Origin of the sequence: Kribbella turkmenica (genome assembly GCF_004348725.1) — a bacterium.
In the GTDB taxonomy this organism is placed as follows: Bacteria; Actinomycetota; Actinomycetes; order Propionibacteriales; family Kribbellaceae; genus Kribbella; species Kribbella turkmenica.
The window spans coordinates 1-21,142 of the sequence record NZ_SMKR01000133.1 but is presented as its reverse complement, the minus strand read 5'-3'; the positions used below and the strand labels follow the sequence as shown (position 1 = coordinate 21,142).

Below are 21,142 nucleotides of genomic sequence, written 5' to 3'. Positions count from 1 at the left end.
CCCGTCACCCGCAGGCACAACTCAACCCCGCCGACGTCCACCAACCGCTCGCCGCTCTCGCCCATACCCGCATCCTGCGGCGCCGGCCCACGCCCGGTCCAACACCCATTTCACCCCAATCAACAACCGAACTGTGTTGATCCCCACCCGCTTCGAAATCATTGCCCTACGCAACCAAGTCGACCCTTGAAAATCTACCGACACGAGTCCACCACCCAGGACGACTCCGAGGTCGTGCGGCCAGGGCGACTCACGTCCGCGCCAGGAAGTCCGCGATCTCCCATCGTCGCAGTCTGATCCACCGACAGACGAGCGACAAGCAGCCGGCGGAAGATGTCAGCAGGTCAGACATCGCAGCATTCAACATGCTCACCGGCCCGACCGAACGGTTCGCAGAGTCGACCTAGCCAGGCAATTGCCGCCGCCGTTCGGCCCGGGACTTCCGGTTGTAGGCATCGCCTAACTGCCAGCAGGGCTGGCGACCCCACCGAGAGTCGGCTCACTGTCCCCGAGCACAACGCGACCAGGCATTCGAACCGGGCGGCAACCGCAGACCCGCGTGGTAAGCGCCAAGGAGCGCACACCGCCCTCGGGTGGGTGGGAGCAGCGAGAAGGAGCCGCCCGGAGCACCGCGTGGGACAGACAGTTTCTGTGGAGACGAGGGGACTTGAACCCCTAACCCCTGCCTTGCAAAGGCAGTGCTCTGCCAGTTGAGCTACGCCCCCGTGGGGGTGGTCAGCGGCCCGGGGTGACCGGGTCGACGGCCTCGGCCCAGAGGTCCTTCTCGGCGCGGGACTGCTGGGTCTTCTTGTAGGCGAAGTATCCACCGATGCTGGCCACCAGCACCAGCAGGATCTTCTTCAGCACCGGGACTCCTCGGATCGGGGTTCACGATCGTGATGGTGGGCCTAACTGGACTTGAACCAGTGACCTCTGCCTTATCAGGGCAGCGCTCTAACCGTCTGAGCTATAGGCCCGCGTTGTGGGGTCGAACCCGGGAGAGATTACCGCACCAAGTGCCCTACTCCCAAACCGGTTCCGGCCAGGCCATGGGCCGGCCCGGCCGGAGCGCGGGAAAGCGTCAGTCCTCCGATGCCAGCGTGACTTCCAGGCCGCCCAGGAGGGTGGCGGCGATGTTGTAGAGGAACGAGCCGAGCGTCGCCAGCGCGGTGATGATGAGTACGTCGGCGCACGCGAGCAGCGTGGTGAATCCCATCACCTTGCCGGTGTTGATGTAGTTCTCGATCCGGAACGGCTCGGCGGCCGGCGTACCGAGGACCTCGGTGACGGTGTTGTTGATGTTCTCGAACACGCCCGCGGCGCCGATCGCGGACCAGACGATGAAGATCGCGACCCAGGTGACGATGCCGAAGGCGATCGACAGCAGGAAGGCCGTCTTCATCACCGACCACGGGTCGATCCGGGACATCCGCAGCCGCGCCTTGCGGGTCTGCGGCCGGGTCGAGGTCTTCGGCGCCTTCTCGGCCTTGACCGTGGCCTTGGTCTCCGCCTTCTCGGCCTTGTCCGGCTTGGCCGCCTTGACCGCGGCGGCCTTGTCCACCACCGCCTGGCGAGCCGCGCTCACGCGGTCGCCGAAAGTCTCGGTGGGCTTCGCCTCGCTCTTCCCCGTGAGCCCGTACGACGACGCTCCGGCGGCAGCCGCACCGGCACCACCGGCACCACCGGCAGCCGCGCCACCGGCCGGCCCGGTCGGCGACCACTGCTCCGGGCGTCCCGGCGTACTCGGAGTAACCGGAGCAGGACGAGGCGCAGACTGGGAAGCCGGGCGGACGGGCGGCTGCTGCGGCGGCCGCACCGGCGCGGACTGGCTCGGCCGCGCCTGGGCGGAGCCGCCCGACGACGGCCGCGACCCCCCGCTCGCAGGCCGGTCACCACCGGGCCGGTCACCTCCCGACGGGCGCTGCGGCGGCGGCCGGAAGTCGCCTGATCTCTGCTGGCCGTTGCCGCTCGGAGCGGCGTTGGAACGACCGTTGGAGGCCGGGGTGGCCGGTGGGGTGGACTGCTTGTTCCCGCCTTGCGAAGGCCGTTGAGCCTTGGGATTGTCCGCCGCACCGTCGGGCCAGGTCGGCCTCGCGCGGTTGGTCATCAGTTACCCTCCTGGCCGGCTTCGTCGTCTCCGACGGTAGCCGCGCCGTCGACGTCCGTCGAACGCTGGTCATCATCCTGGACGCTCGCAGGGGTGGATTCGGTTGTCGATCCGTCCACATCCTGGGCACCTCCGGAGGGAGTACCCGTTTCGGCCGCTTCCGATTCGTCGCCGTTGCCGTTCAGCCTGAGATCGGTGTTCCGGGCGATCGCGGCCACCGCGTCGGACTCGCCGACGCCGGCGAACCGGACGCCCATGGTGTCGCGGCCCTTGACCGGGACGCTGTCCACCCGGCTGCGGACGACCTGGCCGCTCGACTTGATCGCCAGCACCTGGTCCTCGTCGACGACGATGATCGCGCCGACCAGCGAACCGCGCTCGTCGTTCAGCTTGACCGCCTTGATGCCGAGGCCGCCGCGGCCCTGCTGCCGGTACTCCGAGACCCGGCTCCGCTTGGCATACCCGGCGTCGGTCACGGTGAAGACGTACTGCGTGTCCTCCTCGGAACCCGCCCGGATCACCGACATCGAGAGCAGCTCGTCGCCCGGGCGGAACTTCATCCCGGTGACGCCGGAGGTGGCCCGGCCCATCGGCCGCAGCTGCTCGTCGTTCGCGGTGAACCGGATCGACTGGCCCTTGCGGGAGACCAGCAGCAGGTCGTCCTCGGCGGTGGCCAGGTCGGCGCCGATCAGCTCGTCGTCCTCCTCGCGGAAGTTCACCGCGATGATGCCGCTCTGCCGGGCGGAGTCGTAGTCGGTCAGTGCCGTCTTCTTGACCAGGCCCTTCTTGGTCGCCAGCACCAGGTAGTCGGCCTGCTCGTAGTCGCGCAACGTCAGCACCTGCGCGATCTCCTCGTCCGGCTGGAACGAGAGCAGGCCGGCCACGTGCGAACCCTTCGCGTCCCGGGCGGACTCGGGCAGCTGCCACACCTTGGCCCGGTAGACCCGGCCCTTGGTGGTGAAGAACAGCATCCAGTGGTGGTTCGTGGTGGCGAAGAAGTGGCTGATCTCGTCCTCGGCCCGCAGCTGCGCGCCCCGGACGCCCTTGCCACCGCGGTTCTGGGTCCGGTACAGATCGGTCTTGGTGCGCTTCGCATAGCCACCACGGGTGATGGTGACGACGACGTCCTCGTCCGGCACCAGGTCCTGCACGGACAGGTCGCCGTCGGCCGCGATGATCTTGGTACGGCGGTCGTCGCCGTACTTCTCCACGATCTCGGCGAGCTCGTCCTTGACGATCGTGCGCTGCCGCTCCGGGCTGGCCAGGATGTCCTCGAGGTCGGCGATGACGGCCTCGAGCTCGTTCAGCCGGTCGACGATCTTCTGCCGCTCCAGGGCCGCCAGCCGGCGAAGCTGCATGTCCAGGATCGCCTGCGCCTGGATCTCGTCGATCTCGAGCAGCGAGATCAGGCCGCCGCGGGCCTCCTCGACGTCCGGGCTGCGCCGGATCAGCGCGATCACCTCGTCCAGCGCGTCGAGCGCCTTCACCAGACCGCGGTAGATGTGTGCCTGCTTCTCGGCCTCGCGCAGACGGTAGCGGGTACGCCGCTGGATGACCTCGATCTGGTGGTCGATCCAGTGCGTGATGAACAGGTCGATGCTCAGCGTACGCGGCACGCCGTCGACCAGCGCGAGCATGTTGCAGCCGAAGGTGTCCTGCAGTTGTGTGTGCTTGTAGAGGTTGTTCAGGACGACGCGCGGCTGGGCGTCGCGCTTCAGCACGATCACCAGGCGCTGGCCGGTCCGCGACGAGGTGTCGTCGCGGATGTCGGCGATGCCGTTGATCTTGCCGGTGTTCACCAGTTCGGCGATCTTCTGCGCCAGGTTGTCCGGGTTGACCATGTACGGCAGTTCGGTGACGACCAGGCTGGTCCGGCCCTTCGCGTCCTCCTCGATGTCCACCACCGCGCGCATGGTGACCGAGCCGCGGCCGGTCCGGTACGCGTCGTCGATGCCCTTGTAGCCGACCACCAGGGCTCCGTTCGGGAAGTCCGGGCCCTTGATGTGCTCCATGCACTTGGCCAGCACCTCCTCCCGGGACGCCTCCGGGTTCTCCAGGCACCAGTTCGCCGCCGCCGCGACCTCGCGGAGGTTGTGCGGCGGAATCTGGGTTGCCATGCCGACCGCGATGCCGGCCGAGCCGTTCACCAGCAGGTTCGGGAACCGGCTGGGCAGGATCACCGGCTCCTGCGAGCGGCCGTCGTAGTTGGGGCGGAAGTCGACCGTCTCCTGGTCGATGTCGCGCACCATCTCCATCGCCAGCGGGGCCAGCCGGCACTCGGTGTACCGCATCGCGGCCGCCGGGTCGTTACCCGGTGAACCGAAGTTGCCCTGCCCCTGGATCATCGGCGCCCGCATCACCCACGGCTGCGCCAGCCGGACCAGGGTGTCGTAGATCGCCGAGTCGCCGTGCGGGTGGTACTGACCCATGACGTCACCGACGACGCGGGAACACTTCGAGAAACCACGGTCCGGCCGGTAACCGCCGTCGTACATCGCGTAGAGGATGCGGCGGTGCACCGGCTTCAGGCCGTCGCGCACCTCGGGCAGCGCGCGGCCGACGATGACGGCCATCGCGTAGTCGAGGTACGACTGCTGCATCTCGGTCTGCAGATCGAGGGGCTCGATCCGGTCGTGGCCCGGCGAGGTGGGGGTCTCGGTCATGAAAAGCTCGTCCCGTTCGAATCAGTACGTCGGTCAAGTGGCGCGGGCGGAACACGGCCCGGGGAGCGGGCCGCCGGTCAGTCAGATGTCGAGGAAGCGGACGTCCTTGGCGTTGCGCTGGATGAAGTTGCGGCGCGCCTCGATGTCGTCGCCCATCAGCGTCTGGAACGTCTCGTCGGCGCGGACCGCGTCGTCCAGGGTGATCTGCAGCAGCACCCGGTTCGCCGGGTCCATCGTGGTCTCCCACAGCTCCTGGGCGTTCATCTCACCCAGACCCTTGTACCGCTGGGTGGCGTTCTCCTTCGGCAGCTTCTTGCCCGCCTCGAAACCGGCCTCGAGCAGGCCGTCCTTCTCCCGCTCGGTGTAGGCGAGCTCATGCGTCGCGTTGGTCCAGCGGATCTTGTACAGCGGCGGCTGGGCGGCGTACACGTGGCCGCGCTCGATCAGCGGCCGCATGAAGCGGAACAGCAGCGTCAGCAGCAGGGTCCGGATGTGCTGGCCGTCGACGTCGGCGTCGGCCATCAGCACGATCTTGTGGTACCGCAGCTTGTCCTCGTCGAAATCCTCGTGGATGCCGGTACCGAGGGCGGAGATGATCGCCTGGACCTCGTTGTTCTGCAGGACCTTGTCGATCCGGGCCTTCTCGACGTTCAGGATCTTGCCCCGGATCGGCAGGATGGCCTGGAACTTCGGGTCCCGGCCGCCCTTGGCGGAGCCGCCGGCCGAGTCACCCTCGACGATGTAGACCTCGCACTCCTCCGGGTTGGTCGACTGGCAGTCGGCCAGCTTGCCGGGCAGGCCGCCGCCGCCCAGCAGACCCTTGCGGTTGCGGGCCAGGTCGCGCGCCTTGCGGGCCGCGATCCGGGCGCTGGCCGCGGCCGTCGCCTTCCGGATGATCTCGCGGCCCTCGGCCGGGTTCTGCTCGAACCAGGCGCCGAGCCTGTCGTTCACCACCCTCTGGACGAAACCCTTGACCTCGGTGTTGCCCAGCTTGGTCTTGGTCTGGCCCTCGAACTGCGGATCGGCCAGCTTGACCGAGATGATCGCGGTCAGGCCCTCCCGGATGTCGTCGCCGGTGAGCCTGTCCTCCTTCTTCTTGATCATGCCCTGGTCCTCGCCGAACGAGTTGACCAGCGAGGTGAGCGCGGCCCGGAAGCCCTCCTCGTGGGTGCCGCCCTCATGGGTGTTGATCGCGTTCGCGAAGGTGTGCACCGACTCCTGGAACGAGCCGCTCCACTGCAGCGCTACCTCGAGGCTCATGCTGTTCTCACCGGCCGACGCCTCGAAGGAGATCACGTCGCGGTGCACGGTCTCGCGGATACCGGTCAGGTACTTCACGTAGTCGACCAGGCCGTTGTCGTACTTGAACGACTGCTCGACCGGGTTGCCGTCCTCGGTGTGGTCCGGCCGCTCGTCCCGGATGACGAGCTCGAGGCCCTTGTTCAGGAACGCCATCTCCCGGAACCGGGTGGACAGCGTTTCGTAGGAGTACGTCGTGGTCTCGAAGATGTCCGGGTTGGCCCAGAAGGTGATCGTGGTGCCGTGCTCGTCGGACGGGCCGACCTCGGCCAGCTCCTCGTCCGGGACACCCATCGTGAAGGACTGGGTGTACTCCCTGCCGTTCTGCTTGACGTCGACCTTGAGCCGGGTGGACAGCGCGTTCACCACGGACACACCGACACCGTGCAGACCGCCGGACACCTTGTAGCCACCGCCGCCGAACTTGCCGCCGGCGTGCAGCACCGTCAGTACGACGGTGACGGCGGGCTTGCCCTCGGACTCGACGATGCCGACCGGGATACCGCGGCCGTTGTCCTCGACCCGGATGCCGCCGTCCTGCAGCATGGTGACGACGATCCGGTCACAGACTCCGGCCATTGCCTCGTCCACCGCGTTGTCGACCACCTCGGTGACCAAGTGGTGCAGCCCGCGCTCACCGGTCGACCCGATGTACATCCCCGGCCGTTTCCGGACCGCATCGAGGCCCTCGAGGACCTGGATCGCACTGGCGTCGTACTCCCGTTCCACAGTGTTGGACGGGGTCTCACTGTCGGGTACGACGGTGCCGATGGGGTCGGCGGATTGGTTGGCGTCGATCTCGGTCGGCTCGTCGGTCACCGGCTGTTGTCCTCCTCGGACCTCGCGTCTGCGAGGCATCGCGGCACAGTGGAAGCCGCCCCCTACAGTGTTCTTAGGAGTGCGGCTCGCTCTACACCGCTATTCTACCTGTCGAGCGAAGCAGAACCTGCCACCAGGCGCCCGAAACTGTGGATAGGGCGTCTTTTCTCCCACCTCACCATGTCCCCTCTCGCGGGTGGGGGGCCGAAAAGCGCTCACGGCCACTCAGCGGCCTCCGGCGAATCCGGCGGCGGCGGTCTGGGCACCGAGACACAACCCACCGGTCCAGACCGCTCTTCCCTGCGGGCCGACAGGCGGCCGTCGCGGACCCACGGGCCCCTAAGATCGCTGCCGTGGAGAGTCTCGACGACGTCATCGACGCGATGATCGCGGACCGGGTGATTCACCGGCACCGGCGTAAATGGCTGATCGCGATCGCCCTCGTCGTCGTCCTCGCCCTGGTGATCCTGGTCGCCGGCGGCTGGAAGGAGAAGGTCGGCCGGACGGTGCCGACCCTGACCGCTCCCGCGACCGTCGAGGCCGGCAAGTGGGAGTACACCGTCACCAAGGCCGAGATCCGGGTCCGGAAGGCCGGCGAGTACACCGACGCCGAGACCGAACTCCGGGTCTACTTCGACCTGAAGAACATCGACGAGGAGGAGAAGACCAGTGACAGCCTGCGGCAGCAACTGTTGGTCTTCGTGCCGGGCGGCGGTCAGGAGCACGTCCAGTCCAATGGTGCCGACTGCCACGGCGAGCTGAACTGGGTGCTCGTCTACGGGCTGCCCCCGGAGAGCTGCTTCACCACCTTCGAGGTGCCGGCCGACTTCACCTCCGACCTGGTTGAGATCGGCATCCTTGGCGAGCGCTACGTGTCCGATTCCGCAGTACTCGGCGCGAACGACGAGCCCTACTGGCAGGCAGAGCGGCCGGATGCCGTCGTACAGCTCAAGCCCGAGGTCGTCGACGTCACGGGGGAGGACAGGTGAAGCTCTATCGTCCGGCCACCGTGGCCGTCGGGGTCCTGTTCGTCCTGCTCGGCGGCCTGACCCGGCTGGCGACCCCGGAGCAGGTGTTCGAGGAACAGAACCTGGAAGTCGTCAGCGGCACGATCGGCGAAGCGCTCAGGTTCGCCGGCGGAGACTCGACCGTGACCGTCACCCGGATGGAGTTCGCCAAGTCGGTGGTCGAGGAGGACGACAGCGACGACGGCGAGCCGCTCGAGACCAACGGCGTGTACGTCGCACTCGAGTGGGACACCGTCCGCGGCGTCAAGAAGCCGGACAACATCGCGGCGACGCTCACCGCTGACGGCGGCACCGTGTACCTGCCGATCGAGGGTCCGGGCGACTCCGGGATCGACTTTCCCACCGCTGGGTTCGCGAAGACCGGCGCCGTCGTCTTCGAGGTGAATCCGACCGACCTGAAAGGGCTCACCCTGAACGGCCGGCCTTCGGGCATGCTCTTCAACGTGCTGAACTCGTACGTCGAGGTCGACCTCGGGATCCCGAGTGAGGACGTCGCGCAGCAACTGGTCGACGGTGCCGAGGATCACTACGTCTTGCCGCAACCCGTGACGCGGGTGGCGTCGTCATGAGGCGGCTGAACCGCGCGGCCCGGCTCGCCGCCCAGATCTCGCTGCTGGTGGCGCTGATGTCGAGCAGCGGTTACCTGCTGACCCGGACCTATGTCGGCGACCAGGAGCAGGTCTGGAACCAGGGCAACGTGAACGAGCTGGTGCGGAGCGGCGGCCCGGTGACGATCGAGCACATTGAGTGGAAGCTCGACTCGTTGCAGCCCTACACCCGGCTGGTCGACGACGAAGGCGAAGCGATCGGGCTGGGGGCGCCCGCCGGCTCGATGGTGATGGTGGCCACGATGACCGCGACGCCGCGCGAGGGTGTCTACCTCAAGGACGGCGGCTTCAGCTGCACGGCGAGCCTGCGTGACGACCGTGGCAACGTCTGGGCAGCGGCCAGCACCTCCGACTGGGAGCTGCCGACCTCCTGCTTCGGGAACGACGAGGTGAAGTTCGAGCTGAACAAGCCCGGTCAGGTCGCCTTCATCTACGTCGTCCCGGCCGAGGCGGTGTCCCACGTGGTCGGTGTCAGCATGGAGACCCGCGAGGACTTCCGCCGGGTCCTGATCACTCCCTGACCTTCGGGCACCCCGGCGAGAGCTAGACGGAGGCCGGTGCCGCGTTCTTCTCGGCGTCGGCCTCGGCCGCCGCGGCTTCGGCCCGGCGCTCGGCGCCGACGGAGATGCACAGGTCGAACGCGGCGGCCAGCAGGGCGATCCGCAGCGTCTCGAAGAAGACGTCCCTGACGAGCGCTGCGATCTCGTGGTTCATCAGTCCCCAGCGCTGACCGTGGATCCCGATCGCGCGCTGGAGGGCGACGAAGGCCCAGTCGGAGCCCAGCAGCCAGAAGGTGTAGACCATGCAAACCACGCCGAGGAACACCGGGCCGACGCGGACCAGCAGCCGGAACGCGTTGAGCGTCGGGTAGAACTTCTCCCGCAGCCCGCCGAGCAGCAGGTTGGGTGCCTTGTTGGTGAGCGCGACGACACGGTTCTGCTTCGGGGCCTCGACCTCGAGCTGACCGCCGAGCCGGCGCTCGATCCGGGTACCGCGGAAGACGCCGCCGCTGGACAGCACCCGGTGGCCGAACACCACGGTGGTGATCGCCAGCCAGGTCAGCGGCTCGGCCACGCCGAGCTTGAACAGCGGCCAGAGCGACTCCCAGAAGAATCCCCAGAGGAACTCGAGGCCTGCTGGGATCGGGACGTTGATGCCCTCGAAGAAGTCCTTCAGGCCGCCCCACCGGTCGAGCGTCCAGTGCCAGAAGACACGGCTTCTGATCCAGTTCTTGCCGTCGGCGATCGCGAACGGCGTGACCACGACCGTGATCAGCAGGAAGAACGCCTCGGCCCACACCTGGACGAACTTGGCGGGCCGGCTCGGCCAGCGGTCGTCGATGGCCTGGATCACCCGGCGCAGCACGAGCAGGATCACGATCACCGGCAGGTACTTGTGCCAGGCGCCCCCGCCGAGCTCGAAGAAGGTCGCCCCGGACTGCATGCCGCGCGTGACGATGTTGCTGATCGAGAGCTGTTGCAGCTGGTCTTCGAGGAAGCCCCAGGCCGACCACACCGCGACCAGTGGCAGCAAGGTGACGGCCAGCAGCTCCATCAGCCCCTGCTGGGTAGGGTCCGAGGTCTCCTCGGCCTGGTTGCTCGCTGCGTCCCGCCACCGGTACAGCGAGGTCGCGCAGGTCCGGATCATGCCGACGTACGCCGCGATCTGGATCAGTACGCCGGCCGAGAACACGCCGACGCCGATACTCGAGTGCGCGTGCTCGTCGAGCCAGATCGCGCTCTCCAGGCAGATCTTGAAGCCGACGTACCCGGCCAGGAACCAGGTCGCCATGGGTAGCAGGTTCCGCCACCAGAGCCGGAAGGTGTCTCCGATCAGGTGGACCATCTCGCGAAAGCCGTCGACGATCGTGCGCATCGCGCCTGATCCTAGGGCATGGGTGGTGCTAAACAGCCGCCGCGAGCAGGGCCGCGCAGTAGCGCGGGCTGGCACCACCCGTGCCCTCGGGGGGCGCGTTGGGTCGCCGGGGTGAATCGCTCGGGCGCCGGTCAGCCGTAGGTGTCGCGGGGGCCGCGGCCGCCGCGGATGGTGCGCGGGCCCTTGCGCCAGCTGGGGGCGTGCGGGCCCTGGACGTTGACGCGGGTGACCGTGCCTTCGCCGAGCTCCGCGTTCAGGCGGCGGACCAGGTCCGGGGCCAGCATCTTGAGCTGCGTGGCCCAGGCGGTGGAGTCGGTGCGGACGGTGAGCTCGGTGTCCTGGTAGCTCTCCGGTTTGCAGTGCTCGGCCATCTCCGGGCCGACGATCGCCGGCCACCGCGCCATCACGCCGTGGACGGCGACGTCGACCTCCCAGCCCTGGTCGCGCATCAGCCGCCCGAGCGTGTTCGTCAGCTTCTGGGGATCCCTGTCGTCCGGCCGGGCGCTGCTGATCTGCGCGCCGTCGATCCGCGGCCGCCGGCGCCGCTTGACCGGCTTCACCGGGCTCATGCCCTTGAGCCGTCCGGCGAGCGATTTCGCCAGGTCCAGACCCTGCTTGTCGTGCTCAGGTTCGCCCGCCGGTTCCGGAGCGGCTTCGCTCTCGAAGCCGCTCTCAGAGGAATTCCGGGGTTCAGGCACGACTCACGACCCCGTCGCCGACGTCGAACCGCACTCCGCTCAGCTCAGCGGGCACGTCGGCGCCCACCGCCGCGGTCACCAGCACCTGCTCGGCAGGCGCAACCAGCTCGGCCAGCCGGTCGCGACGCTGCGCGTCCAGCTCAGCGAAGACGTCGTCCAGGATCAGCACCGGCTCACCCCCGTCCGCCTTCAGCAGATCGTACGACGCCAGCCGCAGCGCGAGCGCGAACGACCACGACTCACCGTGACTCGCGTACCCCTTCGCCGGCAAGTCCCCGAGCCCGAGGACGACGTCGTCGCGATGCGGACCGACCAACGAGACACCGCGCTCGAGCTCGTTCTGCCGCTTCTCGCGGACGGCGTTCAGCAACACCTCGGCCAGCTGCTCCCGAGACACCACGCCGGGTTCGAGCACGACCGACGACTTGTACTCCAACCGCGCATTACCCTTGCCTCGGGCAACAGCGTCGTACGCGCCGGAGACCAGCGGGCGCAGGGATTCCAGCAGTTCGAGGCGGGTGGCGAGCAGCTCGGACCCGGCCCGGGCGAGATGCGAGTCCCACACCTCGAGCGTCCGCAGTTGCCCTTCGGCGGCACTCGACCGGTTCTGCCGGCGGGCCGTCGACGCGCTGCGGAGCAACGAGTTCCGCTGCTTGAGCACGCGGTCGTAGTCCTGCCGTACGCCGGCCATCCGCGGCGACCGCAGCGTCAGCAGTTCGTCCAGGAACCGTCGCCGCTCGGACGGATCGCCCTTCACCAGCGCCAGGTCCTCGGGAGCGAACAGCACGGTCCGGAGCAGACCGAGCACTTCCCGTGGCCGGGGGACCGGCGAGCGGTTCACCCGGGCCCGGTTTGCCTTCCCAGGATTGATTTCCAGTTCGACGACCACGTCCCGGTCGTACTGGCTCCGGATCTCGGTTCGCACGATCGCCCTGGCGGCACCGGCCCGCACCAGCGGCGCGTCGTTCGCCACCCGGTGCGACCCGAGGGTCGCGGTGTAGTGGATCGCCTCGACCAGGTTGGTCTTGCCGTGACCGTTCGGCCCGACGAAGGCCGTCACGCCCGAGGCGAGCTGGACCTCCGCCTGCTGGTAGGACCGGAAGTCGAGCAGACCGAGGGCGGTGACGTACACCTCAGTTCTTGGGCGGAGTCGCGTACGACGGGTCGGCGGCGTCGGCACCCTTCACCGCGTGACCACCGAACTGGTTGCGCATCGCGGCGATCGCCTTCATCGCCGGCGAGTCCTCCTGCCGGGACGCGAACCGGGCGAACAGCGACGCGGCGATGGCCGGCACCGGTACGGCGTTGTCGATCGCGGCCTCGACGGTCCACCGGCCCTCGCCCGAGTCCTCGGCGTACCCGCGGATCTTGTCCAGGTGCGTGTCTTCCTTGAGCGCGTTCACCATCAGGTCCAGCAGCCAGGACCGGATCACGGTGCCCTCACGCCAGGACTCGAACGTCTCCGGCACGTTGTCCACGACGTCCGCGGCCTCGAGCAGCTCGAATCCCTCGGCGTACGCCTGCATGATCGCGTACTCGATGCCGTTGTGGACCATCTTGCTGAAGTGGCCGGCGCCGACCTTACCGGCGTGCACGAACCCGAACTCACCCTCGGGCTTGAGCGCCTCGAAGATCGGCATCAGCGTCGCCACGGTGTCGTTGTCGCCGCCGCACATCAGCGCGTAGCCGTTCTCCAGACCCCAGACACCGCCGGACACACCGCAGTCGACGAACCTGATCTCCTTCTCGGCCAGCTGGGCAGCGCGCCGGGTGTCATCGGTCCAGCGGCTGTTGCCGCCGTCGATCACGATGTCGCCGGGGGCCAGCAGCTCGGCGAGCTCGGTGACCACCGGATCGATGGCCTGCACCGGCACCATCAACCAGACGACCCTCGGCTGACCGTCGGCGGTGAGCTTGCCGACCATGTCGGCCAGGTCGGTGGCGTCGGAGATCTCCGGATTGTGATCGAACCCGACCACGGTGTGGCCGGCGTTGCGGATCCGCTGGCGCATGTTGCCGCCCATCTTGCCGAGACCGACAAGGCCGAGCTCCATCGTGCAATCCCCTTGTTCTGTTGGCGGTTCAGCTGTTCAGGCGGACCGGCATCAGCACGTACCGGAACTCAGTGATCGGGTCGCCGTCGAAGTCCGTCACACCGGTCAGTTCGGCCGGCTTCGTCGCCTGCGTGAAGGCCAGGTGCGCGACCGGCGTACCGATCGCGTTCAGCCCGTCCAGCAGGTACGTCGGGTTGAAGCCGACGGTCACCGGGTCACCAGCGACCCGGGCCTCGATGGACTCGGACGCCTGTGCCTCGTCACCGCTGCCGGCGTCGAGCGTCACGCTGTCGTCGCCGAAGGTCAGCCGGACCGGCGCGTTCCGCTCCGCGACCAGCGCGACCCGCTTGACGGCCTCGACCAGAGTCGCGGTGTCGATCCGCACCCGGGTCGCGATCGCGGAGTCGGTCGGGATGATGCCGCGGACCTTCGGGAACTCGCCGTCCAGCAGACGGGTGGTCGCCCGCCGGTTCCCGCCGGAGACCTCGCCCTCGAAGCCGACGATGCCGTCACCGGTCCCGGGCGCGGCCAGCGAGACGATCACGTCCGAGCCGGTCATCGCCTTCGCGGTCTCGGACAGCACCCGGGCCGGCACCAGCGCGGCCGCGGAGGCGTCGGGGGACTGCGGGTTCCACTCGAGCTCGCGGATCGCGAGCCGGTAGCGGTCGGTGGCGAGCAGCGAGATCGTGGATCCCTCGATCTCCACCCGGACACCGGTCAGCACCGGGAGCGTGTCCTCGCGGCCGGCCGCAGTCACCACCTGGGACACGGCCTGGGCGAAAACGTCGCTCTTCACGGTCCCGCTGGCGGCCGGAAGCTCCGGCAGCGCCGGATATTCCTCTGTGGGAAGCGTCTGGAGCGTGAACCGCGAACTGCCACAGGTCACTTGCGCCTTGGCGCCGTCGACAGCGATGTCGACGGGCTGGTTCGGAAGACTCTTCGAGATGTCGGCGACGAGCCGGCCGGAGATCAGGCACTTGCCGCTGTCGGCCACCTGTGCGGGCACGGTGACCCGGACCGAGGTCTCGTAGTCGAAGCCGGACAGGGTGATCTGCCCGTCCTCGGCCTCGACCAGCAGGCCGGCAAGGATCGGGACGCTGGGACGACTGGGCAAGCTGCGCGCGGCCCAGGCCACCGACTCGGCCAGTACGTCGCGCTCGACGCGAAACTTCACCGCTGGGTGCCTCCTGATTCGGCTGTGTGCCAGGCAGATCCTGCCACGGACGAGTGTGATGTGCGCCAACCGGGCATGACGTGGCGCTTCGGGCGGGTCGCGTCGGCGTCGTTCCTGTGCTTCTGAGGACAGCCTGACAGGTCCGTCCAACCGGCGCGAGACCGGGGTTTTCCCCAGGAAGGGCCGCTCGATCGTTTTGTGGACTGGGAACTCTCTACAGATTCCATAGGGTTCTTAGCACCGGTGGATATTGTGGAAAAGCGACGAGTTCGCAGGTCAGACCACATCTTGGCCTGGGGACGGCGTGTGGACGAATCCCGCTTCGTCGGGGGACGCCTGGTGATGACGGATTCTGTCCCCACAGCGAATCCACAACACGCAGCGATGTGTCCACCGCGATACCCACAGTTGTCCACAGGTGTATCCCCAACCTGTGTGGTTCGCGTGACCGCGTCGTAGCGCTCGGCGTACACCCTTCGCGACGCGGCCACGGGCGTCATTGCTGCTTGGCCTGGTGCTTGATCCGGTTGGTCAGTTCGGTCACCTGGTTGAAGACGCTGCGCCGCTCCGACATCAACTGCCGGATCTTCCGCTCGGCGTGCATCACGGTGGTGTGGTCGCGGCCGCCGAACTGCTGGCCGATCTTCGGCAGCGACAGGTCGGTCAGCTCGCGGCACAGGTACATCGCGATCTGCCGGGCGGTCACCAGCACCCGGCTCCGGCTCGAACCGCACAGGTCGTCGATCGACAGACCGAAGTACGACGCCGTCTGGCCCATGATCATGCTGGCCGTCACCTCGGGCTTGCTGCCCTCGGGGATCAGGTCCTTCAGCACGATCTCGGCCAGGCTGAGGTCGACCGGCTGCCGGTTCAGGCTCGCGAACGCGGTCACCCGGATCAGGGCGCCCTCGAGCTCACGGATGTTCGTCTGCACCTTCGACGCGATGAACTCCAGCACCTCCGGCGGCGCTGTCAGCCGCTCGGTGGCGGCCTTCTTCCGCAGGATCGCGATCCGGGTCTCCAGGTCGGGCGGCTGGATGTCGGTGATCAGTCCCCACTCGAACCGGTTCCGCAGCCGGTCCTCCAGTGCCTCCAGCCGCTTCGGCGCGCGGTCGGAGCTGATGACGATCTGCTTGTTCGCGTTGTGCAGCGTGTTGAAGGTGTGGAAGAACTCCTCCTGGGTCTGGATCTTTCCCTCGAGGAACTGGATGTCGTCGATCAGCAGGACGTCCACGTCGCGGTACCGGCGCTGGAACTGGGACGCCTTGTCGTCGCGGATCGCGTTGATGAAGTCGTTGGTGAACTCTTCGCTGGAGACGTACCGGACCCGGGCCCCGGTGTAGAGACTGCGGACGTAGTGCCCGATCGCGTGCAGCAGGTGGGTCTTGCCCAGACCGGAGTCGCCGTAGATCAGCTGCGGGTTGTACGCCTTGCCGGGAGCCTCGGCGACGGCGACCGCGGCCGCGTGGGCGAACCGGTTCGAGCTGCCGATGACGAAGGTCTCGAAGGTGTACTTCGGATTCAGCCGGGCCTCGCCCTGCGCCTCGGTCGCCGGCTGGGTCGGGGCCGAGCCGTTCGGCGGCGGCGCGACCGAGCCGATCTGGTGACCGAACTGCTGCTGCGGAGCCGGTGCGGCCGGCTGACCGTATTGCTGGCCGGTAGTGTCGGGCTCGGTCAAAGCGGACTGGATCGTGGGTTGGAACGCGCCGTCGGTCCGCAGCGGCTCACGAGCGGCGGGCTGCTGCGGCGGGGACTGCAAGGGCGGCTGCTGCTGGATCTGCGGCGGTGATTGCGGCTGCGGCGCGGCCTGCGGCTCGCGCAGCTCGGGGTCGAGCGACGGGTCGACCGTGACCGCGATCCGGATGTCCCGGCCGAAGCTCTCGGTCAGTATCCGCTCGAGGTCCGGACGGAGCCGGGTCTCCAGCTGACCGCGGGTGAAGTCGTCCGGTACGGCGACGATGGCGGTGCTCTCGTGCAGCGTGACCGGCCGCGAGTTCGTCAGCCAGGCGCGCTGGTTCGGCGGTAGGCCCGCGAGCACCCGGGTCCAGGCGTCACCGAGGTTCATCACCGGGCCCGGAGCTTCCACGCGGGCTTGCACGTGTTCTTCCACGTGGGCTTCTGCCGGGGCTCCGACGCGGGCTTCCGTGTTGCCGGTGTGGTTGCTGGCTGCCGCATGCCCATCACCCTCGTTCCGCACCGGGCCGGTCCCGTCCCCCGTCGGCCGGGGGTCGCTGTTGTATTGAGGGGTTTCAGGGCTCCGTTGATACGCCGGCTGCTGCTCGCCGCCGTACTGCGGGGTGTTCTGTTCCTCCCGGCCGAACGACGCGGACGGCTGCTCCTGGGCGAAGGCAGACCCGAAGCGCTCGGCGCGGGGCAGGTCGACCGAGTACTTGTCGTTCTGTACGTCGGCGTACCGCAGGTTGTCGCTGACAGCCGGCGCTGGCCCGAAGTACGGCGTACCGGACGGGGGCGGCGTACCGGGGAGGCCGGTGGCGGCCCGCTCGAGCTCGGAGCGGTGGCCGTCGGGATCCTGCGGCGACGGGTAGCCGAGCCCGCCCTGAGGGGCTACGTTCTGGGACGCGGGAGTCTCGACGGGCTCCGCCGGCGGCATTTGAGGTGGTTCTGGAGAGATGCCCGGCCCGTAGTCCGGTCCGGCGTTCTCACTGAATTCCGCACTGGCGGAATGGTCCTCGACCACGCGTTGCTCCCCGAATCCATCGCTGCGGTGGCCGGCGCCTTCCGGTGACCCGGGCCGCGCGACCGTTAGACCCGACACCGTGCGCCCGCTGCGTCGCCGGTGCTGGCCGGCTTGGTGCGACTGCGTTGTCCGCAATCGGGCGGCCGTGCTGTCCACACGGTTGTCCACAGTTGTGAACGACGCGCGGAGCAGGTTGGTTACCGATTGCGGGGTGTGGGACCTCTGGTGTGAGGGGCTGACGCTAACAAGTCCGCCCACGCTGCTTCAAGCCGTCATCCACAGGCTATGAACCCAAAAATGGGGGCAACCTGCGGCGTGTCGGGTGGACGCCGGAGCGTAGTCGTGTTGATACAGCCGTCGGTGACGAGCAGTTGACCGATCGTGCGCCCACTATTCTGTCCACAGGTCTGTGGAAAACCTTGGGGATGACTGGTTTGACCTGTCCACAGGCGGCCACGTACCGTGGATCAGTCGGTGTTGAGCCGGCCCTTTCGTGCTGCGCTCCCTGCGAGACCCTCCCCTTGGTTCTTGAGTGGTGTGCAGGACTGCACCAGCGGCAGATCTATCAGTGGATTTGTCGACAATTGTGATCTCGAGTAACCGGAGTCATTCCAGTGAGCAAGCGGACGTTCCAGCCGAACAACCGTCGCCGGCACAAGAAGCACGGCTTCCGTCTTCGGATGCGTACCCGTGCGGGTCGCGCGATCATCGCCGCCCGCCGTGGCAAGGGTCGTCAGCGCCTCGCGGCCTGAGCGACCTTCTCGACGGTGACCACCCCGTGTTGCCCGCGTCGAACCGGTTACGCCGGTCCGACGACTTCCGTCGCGCCGTCCGGTCCGGACGGCGGGCGGGCCGGCGCGCGGTGGTGGTCCATCTGTTCCGGCGGGACGAGGCCCCGGCCGACCCCGCTCGTGTCGGATTCGTGGTGAACAAGGCGGTGGGCAACGCGGTTCTGCGGAACCGGGTCCACCGCCGTCTGCGTGCCGTGATGGCCACGCGGCTCCCTGAGCTGCCGGCCGGCAGTCTGACCGTCGTCCGCGCCCTCCCGTCGTCCGCCTCGGCGTCGTACGACGAACTGGTCGCGGACGTGGACGGCGCGCTGGCCCGGTTGCTGGAGCCACGATGAGGATCAATCCCGTCAAGTACGGGATCGTCGGTTTCCTGAAGCTCTACCGGACCTTCGTCAGCCCGATGTACGGGCAGGTGTGCAGGTTCTACCCGAGTTGTTCGGCGTACGCCCTGGAGGCGGTCGAACGCCACGGCGCGGTGCGCGGTTGCTGGCTGGCGGCGAGAAGGCTCGTCCGCTGCCACCCGTGGAACCCCGGCGGCTACGACCCCGTTCCACCCAAAGATGTCGACCAGCGCGGAGACTCGGTCTCCGCCAACCAGCCCGGACCGTCCGCCGACGCCGGGCCTGTGCAGCGAGGTGCTTGAGTGACTCTTCTGGCCATCCCCGGACTCGCGTTGTGGGACGGGATCGTAGACGTATTCAACGCGATCATGACGCCGCTGTACCACGCGGTGGCGGCGCTGCTGGTGGGATGGCACTGGCTGCTGTCACATGTCCTGGACCCGAACGGCGGCTGGGCCTGGGCGCTGTCGATCGCCGGTCTGACCATCGTCATCCGGACCCTGCTGATCCCGCTGTTCGTCCGGCAGATCCGCTCCAGCCGGAACATGCAGCTGCTGCAGCCGAAGATGAAGGAGCTGCAGAAGAAGTACGGCCACGACCGGGAGAAGCTCGGTCAGGAAATGATGAAGCTGTACAAGGAGACCGGCACCAACCCGTTCTCCTCGTGCCTTCCGCTGCTCCTCCAGTCGCCGGTCTTCCTGGCCCTGTTCCGGGTGCTCGACGGCGCCTCGAAGGGCGAGAGTCACAGCAGCATCATCACGCCGCACGTCGACTCGCTGCGGCACGCGAAGATCTTCGGTGCCGAGATCTCGCAGACCTTCCTGCGAGCCAACGGGGACGGCTCGGCGAACGTCAAGGTCGTCGCGGTCGTGCTGATCATCTTGATGACCGCCACCATGTTCATCACCCAGCTTCAGCTGATGCGCAAGAACATGCCGAAGGAGGCCCTCGAGGGCCAGGCCGCGCAGATGCAGAAGATCATGCTGTACGTCTTCCCGATCTTCTTCCTGATCGGTGGCTTCAACTTCCCGATCGGTGTGCTCATCTACTGGTTCGTCTCGAACGTCTGGACGATGGGTCAGCAGTTCTACGTGATCCGCCGCAACCCGGCTCCCGGCACCCCGGCGTACGACGCCATGGAGGCCCGCAAGCGCGAGCACAACCTGCGCAAGGGCCGGCCGGCCGAGGACGGCCTGGCGATTGCCGACGATACGACGGAGACGACGACGGACCGGCGTCCGGCGCAGCGGCAACAGCCGAAGCGGCAGTCCCGCAGCAACCGCAAGGGCGGCGGCGGCGCCCCCGGCGCCGCCACGAGTGCTGCCGGCGCGAGCGCGGACAGCGACGCGAATGCCGCGAGCAACGGCCAGGCGTCCCCGAGCGCCAAGCCGGAAGCGGCCAAGAAGACTCAGGCCGGTGCTGCCAAGAAGCAGCCGGCCGGCAAGAAGGGTTCGACGGCGAAGCGCCAGCCCGCGGCCAAGTCGGCCGCGCAGAAGAAGGCGGCGCAGAAGAAGTCTGGCGGTTCCCGCTGACCGGTCGGTGCCGGTAACCCTGACTGCTTGTGTACACCCGGGTCCCCGTGGGGCGGATCTCGACATTGCGAAGGAGCTGGCCGTGAGCGACGGCATGCAGAACACCGAGGCCGCGGACGAGTCCGCCGCCAAGACGAGCACCGCCGGCGAGCGGCTGAAGGCCCTCGAGGCGGAGAGCGACATCGCTGCCGACTACCTCGAGGAGCTGCTGGACATCGCCGACCTGGACGGCGACATCGACATGGACGTCGATGGGGACCGGGCGGCGGTCTCGATCGTCGGCGCGGAGCTGAACAACCTGGTCGGCGAGAACGGCAAGGTGCTGGAGGCGCTGCAGGAGCTCACCCGGCTGGCGGTGTACCGGGAGACCGGTGAGCGGTCCCGGCTGATGCTGGACGTGTCGAACTACCGGGCGAACCGCAAGGCCGAGCTCGAGGAGGTCGGGCGCAAGGCGGTCGAGGAAGCGAAGGCCACCGGCTCGCCGGTACGGCTCGACCCGATGACGCCGTTCGAGCGCAAGGTCGTCCACGACGTCATCGCGGCCGCCGGCTTGACCAGTGAGTCCGAGGGTGAGGAGCCCCGGCGTCGCGTGGTGGTCCAGCCGTCGTGATTCGCCTTCCGGTTCGAGTGTTCACCGGACTCGACTGGTGAACGAACCTGTTTCACGTGAAACGCCGCCGCTCGTGGAGAAGCTGTATCCACGGGCGGCGGTCCGGCTTGCGGCGTACGCCGAACTGCTGGCGACCCAGGGGACCGTACGCGGGCTGATCGGCCCGCGCGAGGTGCCGCGGCTGTGGGACCGGCATCTGCTGAACTGCGCCGTACTCGAGCGCTTGGTGCCGGAGGGGGCGACGGTCGCTGACATCGGCACCGGCGCCGGCCTGCCCGGGATCGTGCTCGCCCTGGTCCGTCCCGACCTCCGGGTGTCGCTCGTCGAGCCCCTGCTCCGGCGCACCACGTTCCTCCAGGAAGCGGTCGAGCACCTCGATCTCCAGAACGCGACAGTGGTTCGTGCGCGCGCCGAGGATCTTCCGCCGGCGTCGTACGACGTGGTGGCTTCTCGCGCCGTCGCTCCCTTGGGCAAACTGGCCGGGTGGTGCCTGCCGCTCTGCGTCGAAGGGGGACTCATGCTGGCGATGAAGGGGTCGTCCGTGGAGGAGGAGCTCGACGCCTCCGAACGCGAACTCGAGTCGCTCGGGGCCGAGCTCTGGCACATTCATCAACTCGGCGTGGATGAACTGGCCCAGCCGACGACTGTCGTGAGTATTGTGGCCGGACGTGCTGCAGGGGGACCCCGGCACGGAAGACGCGGGAGGTGAGCGGGTTGGTGAGTCGTGCCCTCGGATGGCCCGAGAAGAGCACCGGTGAACCGAAGACAGCCCAAGGCATCGGCTGGCCGTCAGACTCCCAGACCGCCATCCGTCTGATCACCGCCTCTGCAGGAAGAGCTCTCAC

The 21,142-nt window shown here is 68.1% G+C and carries 18 protein-coding genes, 2 tRNA genes and 1 pseudogene; 9 read left to right on the top strand and 12 right to left on the bottom strand.

Features of this window, described 5'->3' with window-relative positions; translation table 11 throughout:
• Positions 1-652: 652 nt before the first annotated feature.
• The 6 genes from E1218_RS26085 to gyrB all read right to left on the bottom strand — a co-directional run bounded on the left by E1218_RS26085 (position 653) and on the right by gyrB (position 6,927).
• Positions 653-725 (bottom strand) — tRNA-Ala (locus tag E1218_RS26085).
• Positions 726-735: 10 nt separating this feature from the next.
• Positions 736-867: a DLW-39 family protein gene (locus E1218_RS37465; RefSeq protein WP_233712472.1), complete on the bottom strand. Its 132-nt coding sequence runs from the start codon at positions 865-867 to the stop codon at positions 736-738.
• A gap of 33 nt (positions 868-900) precedes the next feature.
• Positions 901-977, bottom strand: a tRNA-Ile gene (locus E1218_RS26080).
• A gap of 104 nt (positions 978-1,081) precedes the next feature.
• Positions 1,082-2,107 (bottom strand): DUF3566 domain-containing protein, encoded by a 1,026-nt coding sequence (locus tag E1218_RS36245; RefSeq protein ID WP_165949433.1) that lies wholly within the window; start codon positions 2,105-2,107, stop codon positions 1,082-1,084.
• Positions 2,107-4,770, bottom strand: a complete 2,664-nt coding sequence (gyrA, locus tag E1218_RS26070) for a DNA gyrase subunit A (RefSeq protein ID WP_132324634.1) — start codon at positions 4,768-4,770, stop codon at positions 2,107-2,109. The genes E1218_RS36245 and gyrA overlap by 1 nt, the downstream gene beginning before the upstream one ends.
• 81 nt (positions 4,771-4,851) lie before the next feature.
• Positions 4,852-6,927 (bottom strand): DNA topoisomerase (ATP-hydrolyzing) subunit B, encoded by a 2,076-nt coding sequence (gene gyrB, locus E1218_RS26065; RefSeq protein ID WP_407657634.1) that lies wholly within the window; start codon positions 6,925-6,927, stop codon positions 4,852-4,854.
• 314 nt (positions 6,928-7,241) lie between these two features.
• Between gyrB and E1218_RS26060 the strand changes: the two genes are divergently transcribed.
• The 3 genes from E1218_RS26060 to E1218_RS26050 are packed head-to-tail and all read left to right on the top strand — an operon-like array spanning position 7,242 to position 9,045.
• On the top strand, positions 7,242-7,877 hold the full coding sequence (locus E1218_RS26060) for a hypothetical protein (RefSeq protein WP_132324630.1): 636 nt from the start codon (positions 7,242-7,244) through the stop codon (positions 7,875-7,877).
• Positions 7,874-8,485, top strand: a complete 612-nt coding sequence (locus tag E1218_RS26055) for a hypothetical protein (protein ID WP_132324628.1) — start codon at positions 7,874-7,876, stop codon at positions 8,483-8,485. Before E1218_RS26060 ends, E1218_RS26055 begins: the two co-directional genes overlap by 4 nt.
• Complete coding sequence (locus E1218_RS26050; protein ID WP_132324626.1) at positions 8,482-9,045, top strand: hypothetical protein; 564 nt, start codon at positions 8,482-8,484, stop codon at positions 9,043-9,045. The genes E1218_RS26055 and E1218_RS26050 overlap by 4 nt, the downstream gene beginning before the upstream one ends.
• 22 nt (positions 9,046-9,067) lie before the next feature.
• Here E1218_RS26050 and E1218_RS26045 read toward each other — a convergent pair whose 3' ends face one another.
• The 6 genes from E1218_RS26045 to dnaA form a co-directional block, all read right to left on the bottom strand.
• Complete coding sequence (locus tag E1218_RS26045; protein WP_132324624.1) at positions 9,068-10,399, bottom strand: hypothetical protein; 1,332 nt, start codon at positions 10,397-10,399, stop codon at positions 9,068-9,070.
• A gap of 131 nt (positions 10,400-10,530) precedes the next feature.
• Entirely contained in the window at positions 10,531-11,097 is a 567-nt protein-coding gene (locus E1218_RS26040; protein ID WP_132324622.1) for a DUF721 domain-containing protein, read from the bottom strand.
• Positions 11,090-12,229 carry a DNA replication/repair protein RecF gene (gene recF / locus E1218_RS26035; RefSeq protein WP_132324620.1) on the bottom strand — a complete coding sequence of 380 codons (1,140 nt, stop codon included), beginning with the start codon at positions 12,227-12,229 and terminating at the stop codon, positions 11,090-11,092. Before recF ends, E1218_RS26040 begins: the two co-directional genes overlap by 8 nt.
• A gap of 1 nt (position 12,230) precedes the next feature.
• Positions 12,231-13,151, bottom strand: a complete 921-nt coding sequence (gene gnd, locus E1218_RS26030; RefSeq protein WP_132324618.1) for a phosphogluconate dehydrogenase (NAD(+)-dependent, decarboxylating) — start codon at positions 13,149-13,151, stop codon at positions 12,231-12,233.
• Between the two features lie 28 nt (positions 13,152-13,179).
• Positions 13,180-14,325 carry a DNA polymerase III subunit beta gene (gene dnaN / locus E1218_RS26025; protein ID WP_132324616.1) on the bottom strand — a complete coding sequence of 382 codons (1,146 nt, stop codon included), beginning with the start codon at positions 14,323-14,325 and terminating at the stop codon, positions 13,180-13,182.
• A gap of 496 nt (positions 14,326-14,821) precedes the next feature.
• Entirely contained in the window at positions 14,822-16,390 is a 1,569-nt protein-coding gene (dnaA, locus tag E1218_RS26020) for a chromosomal replication initiator protein DnaA (RefSeq protein ID WP_132324640.1), read from the bottom strand.
• A 1,247-nt stretch (positions 16,391-17,637) separates the two neighbouring features.
• On the opposite strand from dnaA, the gene rpmH reads away from it, so the two are divergent.
• The 6 genes and pseudogenes from rpmH to rsmG all read left to right on the top strand — a co-directional run bounded on the left by rpmH (position 17,638) and on the right by rsmG (position 21,006).
• Complete coding sequence (gene rpmH / locus E1218_RS26015) at positions 17,638-17,775, top strand: 50S ribosomal protein L34 (RefSeq protein WP_130386492.1); 138 nt, start codon at positions 17,638-17,640, stop codon at positions 17,773-17,775.
• Positions 17,776-17,801: 26 nt separating this feature from the next.
• Positions 17,802-18,149 carry a ribonuclease P protein component gene (gene rnpA, locus E1218_RS26010; protein WP_132324614.1) on the top strand — a complete coding sequence of 116 codons (348 nt, stop codon included), beginning with the start codon at positions 17,802-17,804 and terminating at the stop codon, positions 18,147-18,149.
• Positions 18,146-18,457, top strand: a complete 312-nt coding sequence (gene yidD, locus E1218_RS26005; protein ID WP_132324612.1) for a membrane protein insertion efficiency factor YidD — start codon at positions 18,146-18,148, stop codon at positions 18,455-18,457. The genes rnpA and yidD overlap by 4 nt, the downstream gene beginning before the upstream one ends.
• A gap of 9 nt (positions 18,458-18,466) precedes the next feature.
• Positions 18,467-19,441, top strand: a pseudogene (gene yidC, locus E1218_RS26000) (membrane protein insertase YidC); the annotation flags it as partial.
• Between the two features lie 328 nt (positions 19,442-19,769).
• On the top strand, positions 19,770-20,297 hold the full coding sequence (locus tag E1218_RS25995; RefSeq protein WP_233712471.1) for a Jag family protein: 528 nt from the start codon (positions 19,770-19,772) through the stop codon (positions 20,295-20,297).
• A gap of 37 nt (positions 20,298-20,334) precedes the next feature.
• The gene (rsmG, locus tag E1218_RS25990) at positions 20,335-21,006 is read left to right on the top strand and encodes a 16S rRNA (guanine(527)-N(7))-methyltransferase RsmG (RefSeq protein ID WP_132324608.1); all 672 of its coding nucleotides are present in this window, start codon (positions 20,335-20,337) and stop codon (positions 21,004-21,006) included.
• Positions 21,007-21,142 lie beyond the last annotated feature (136 nt).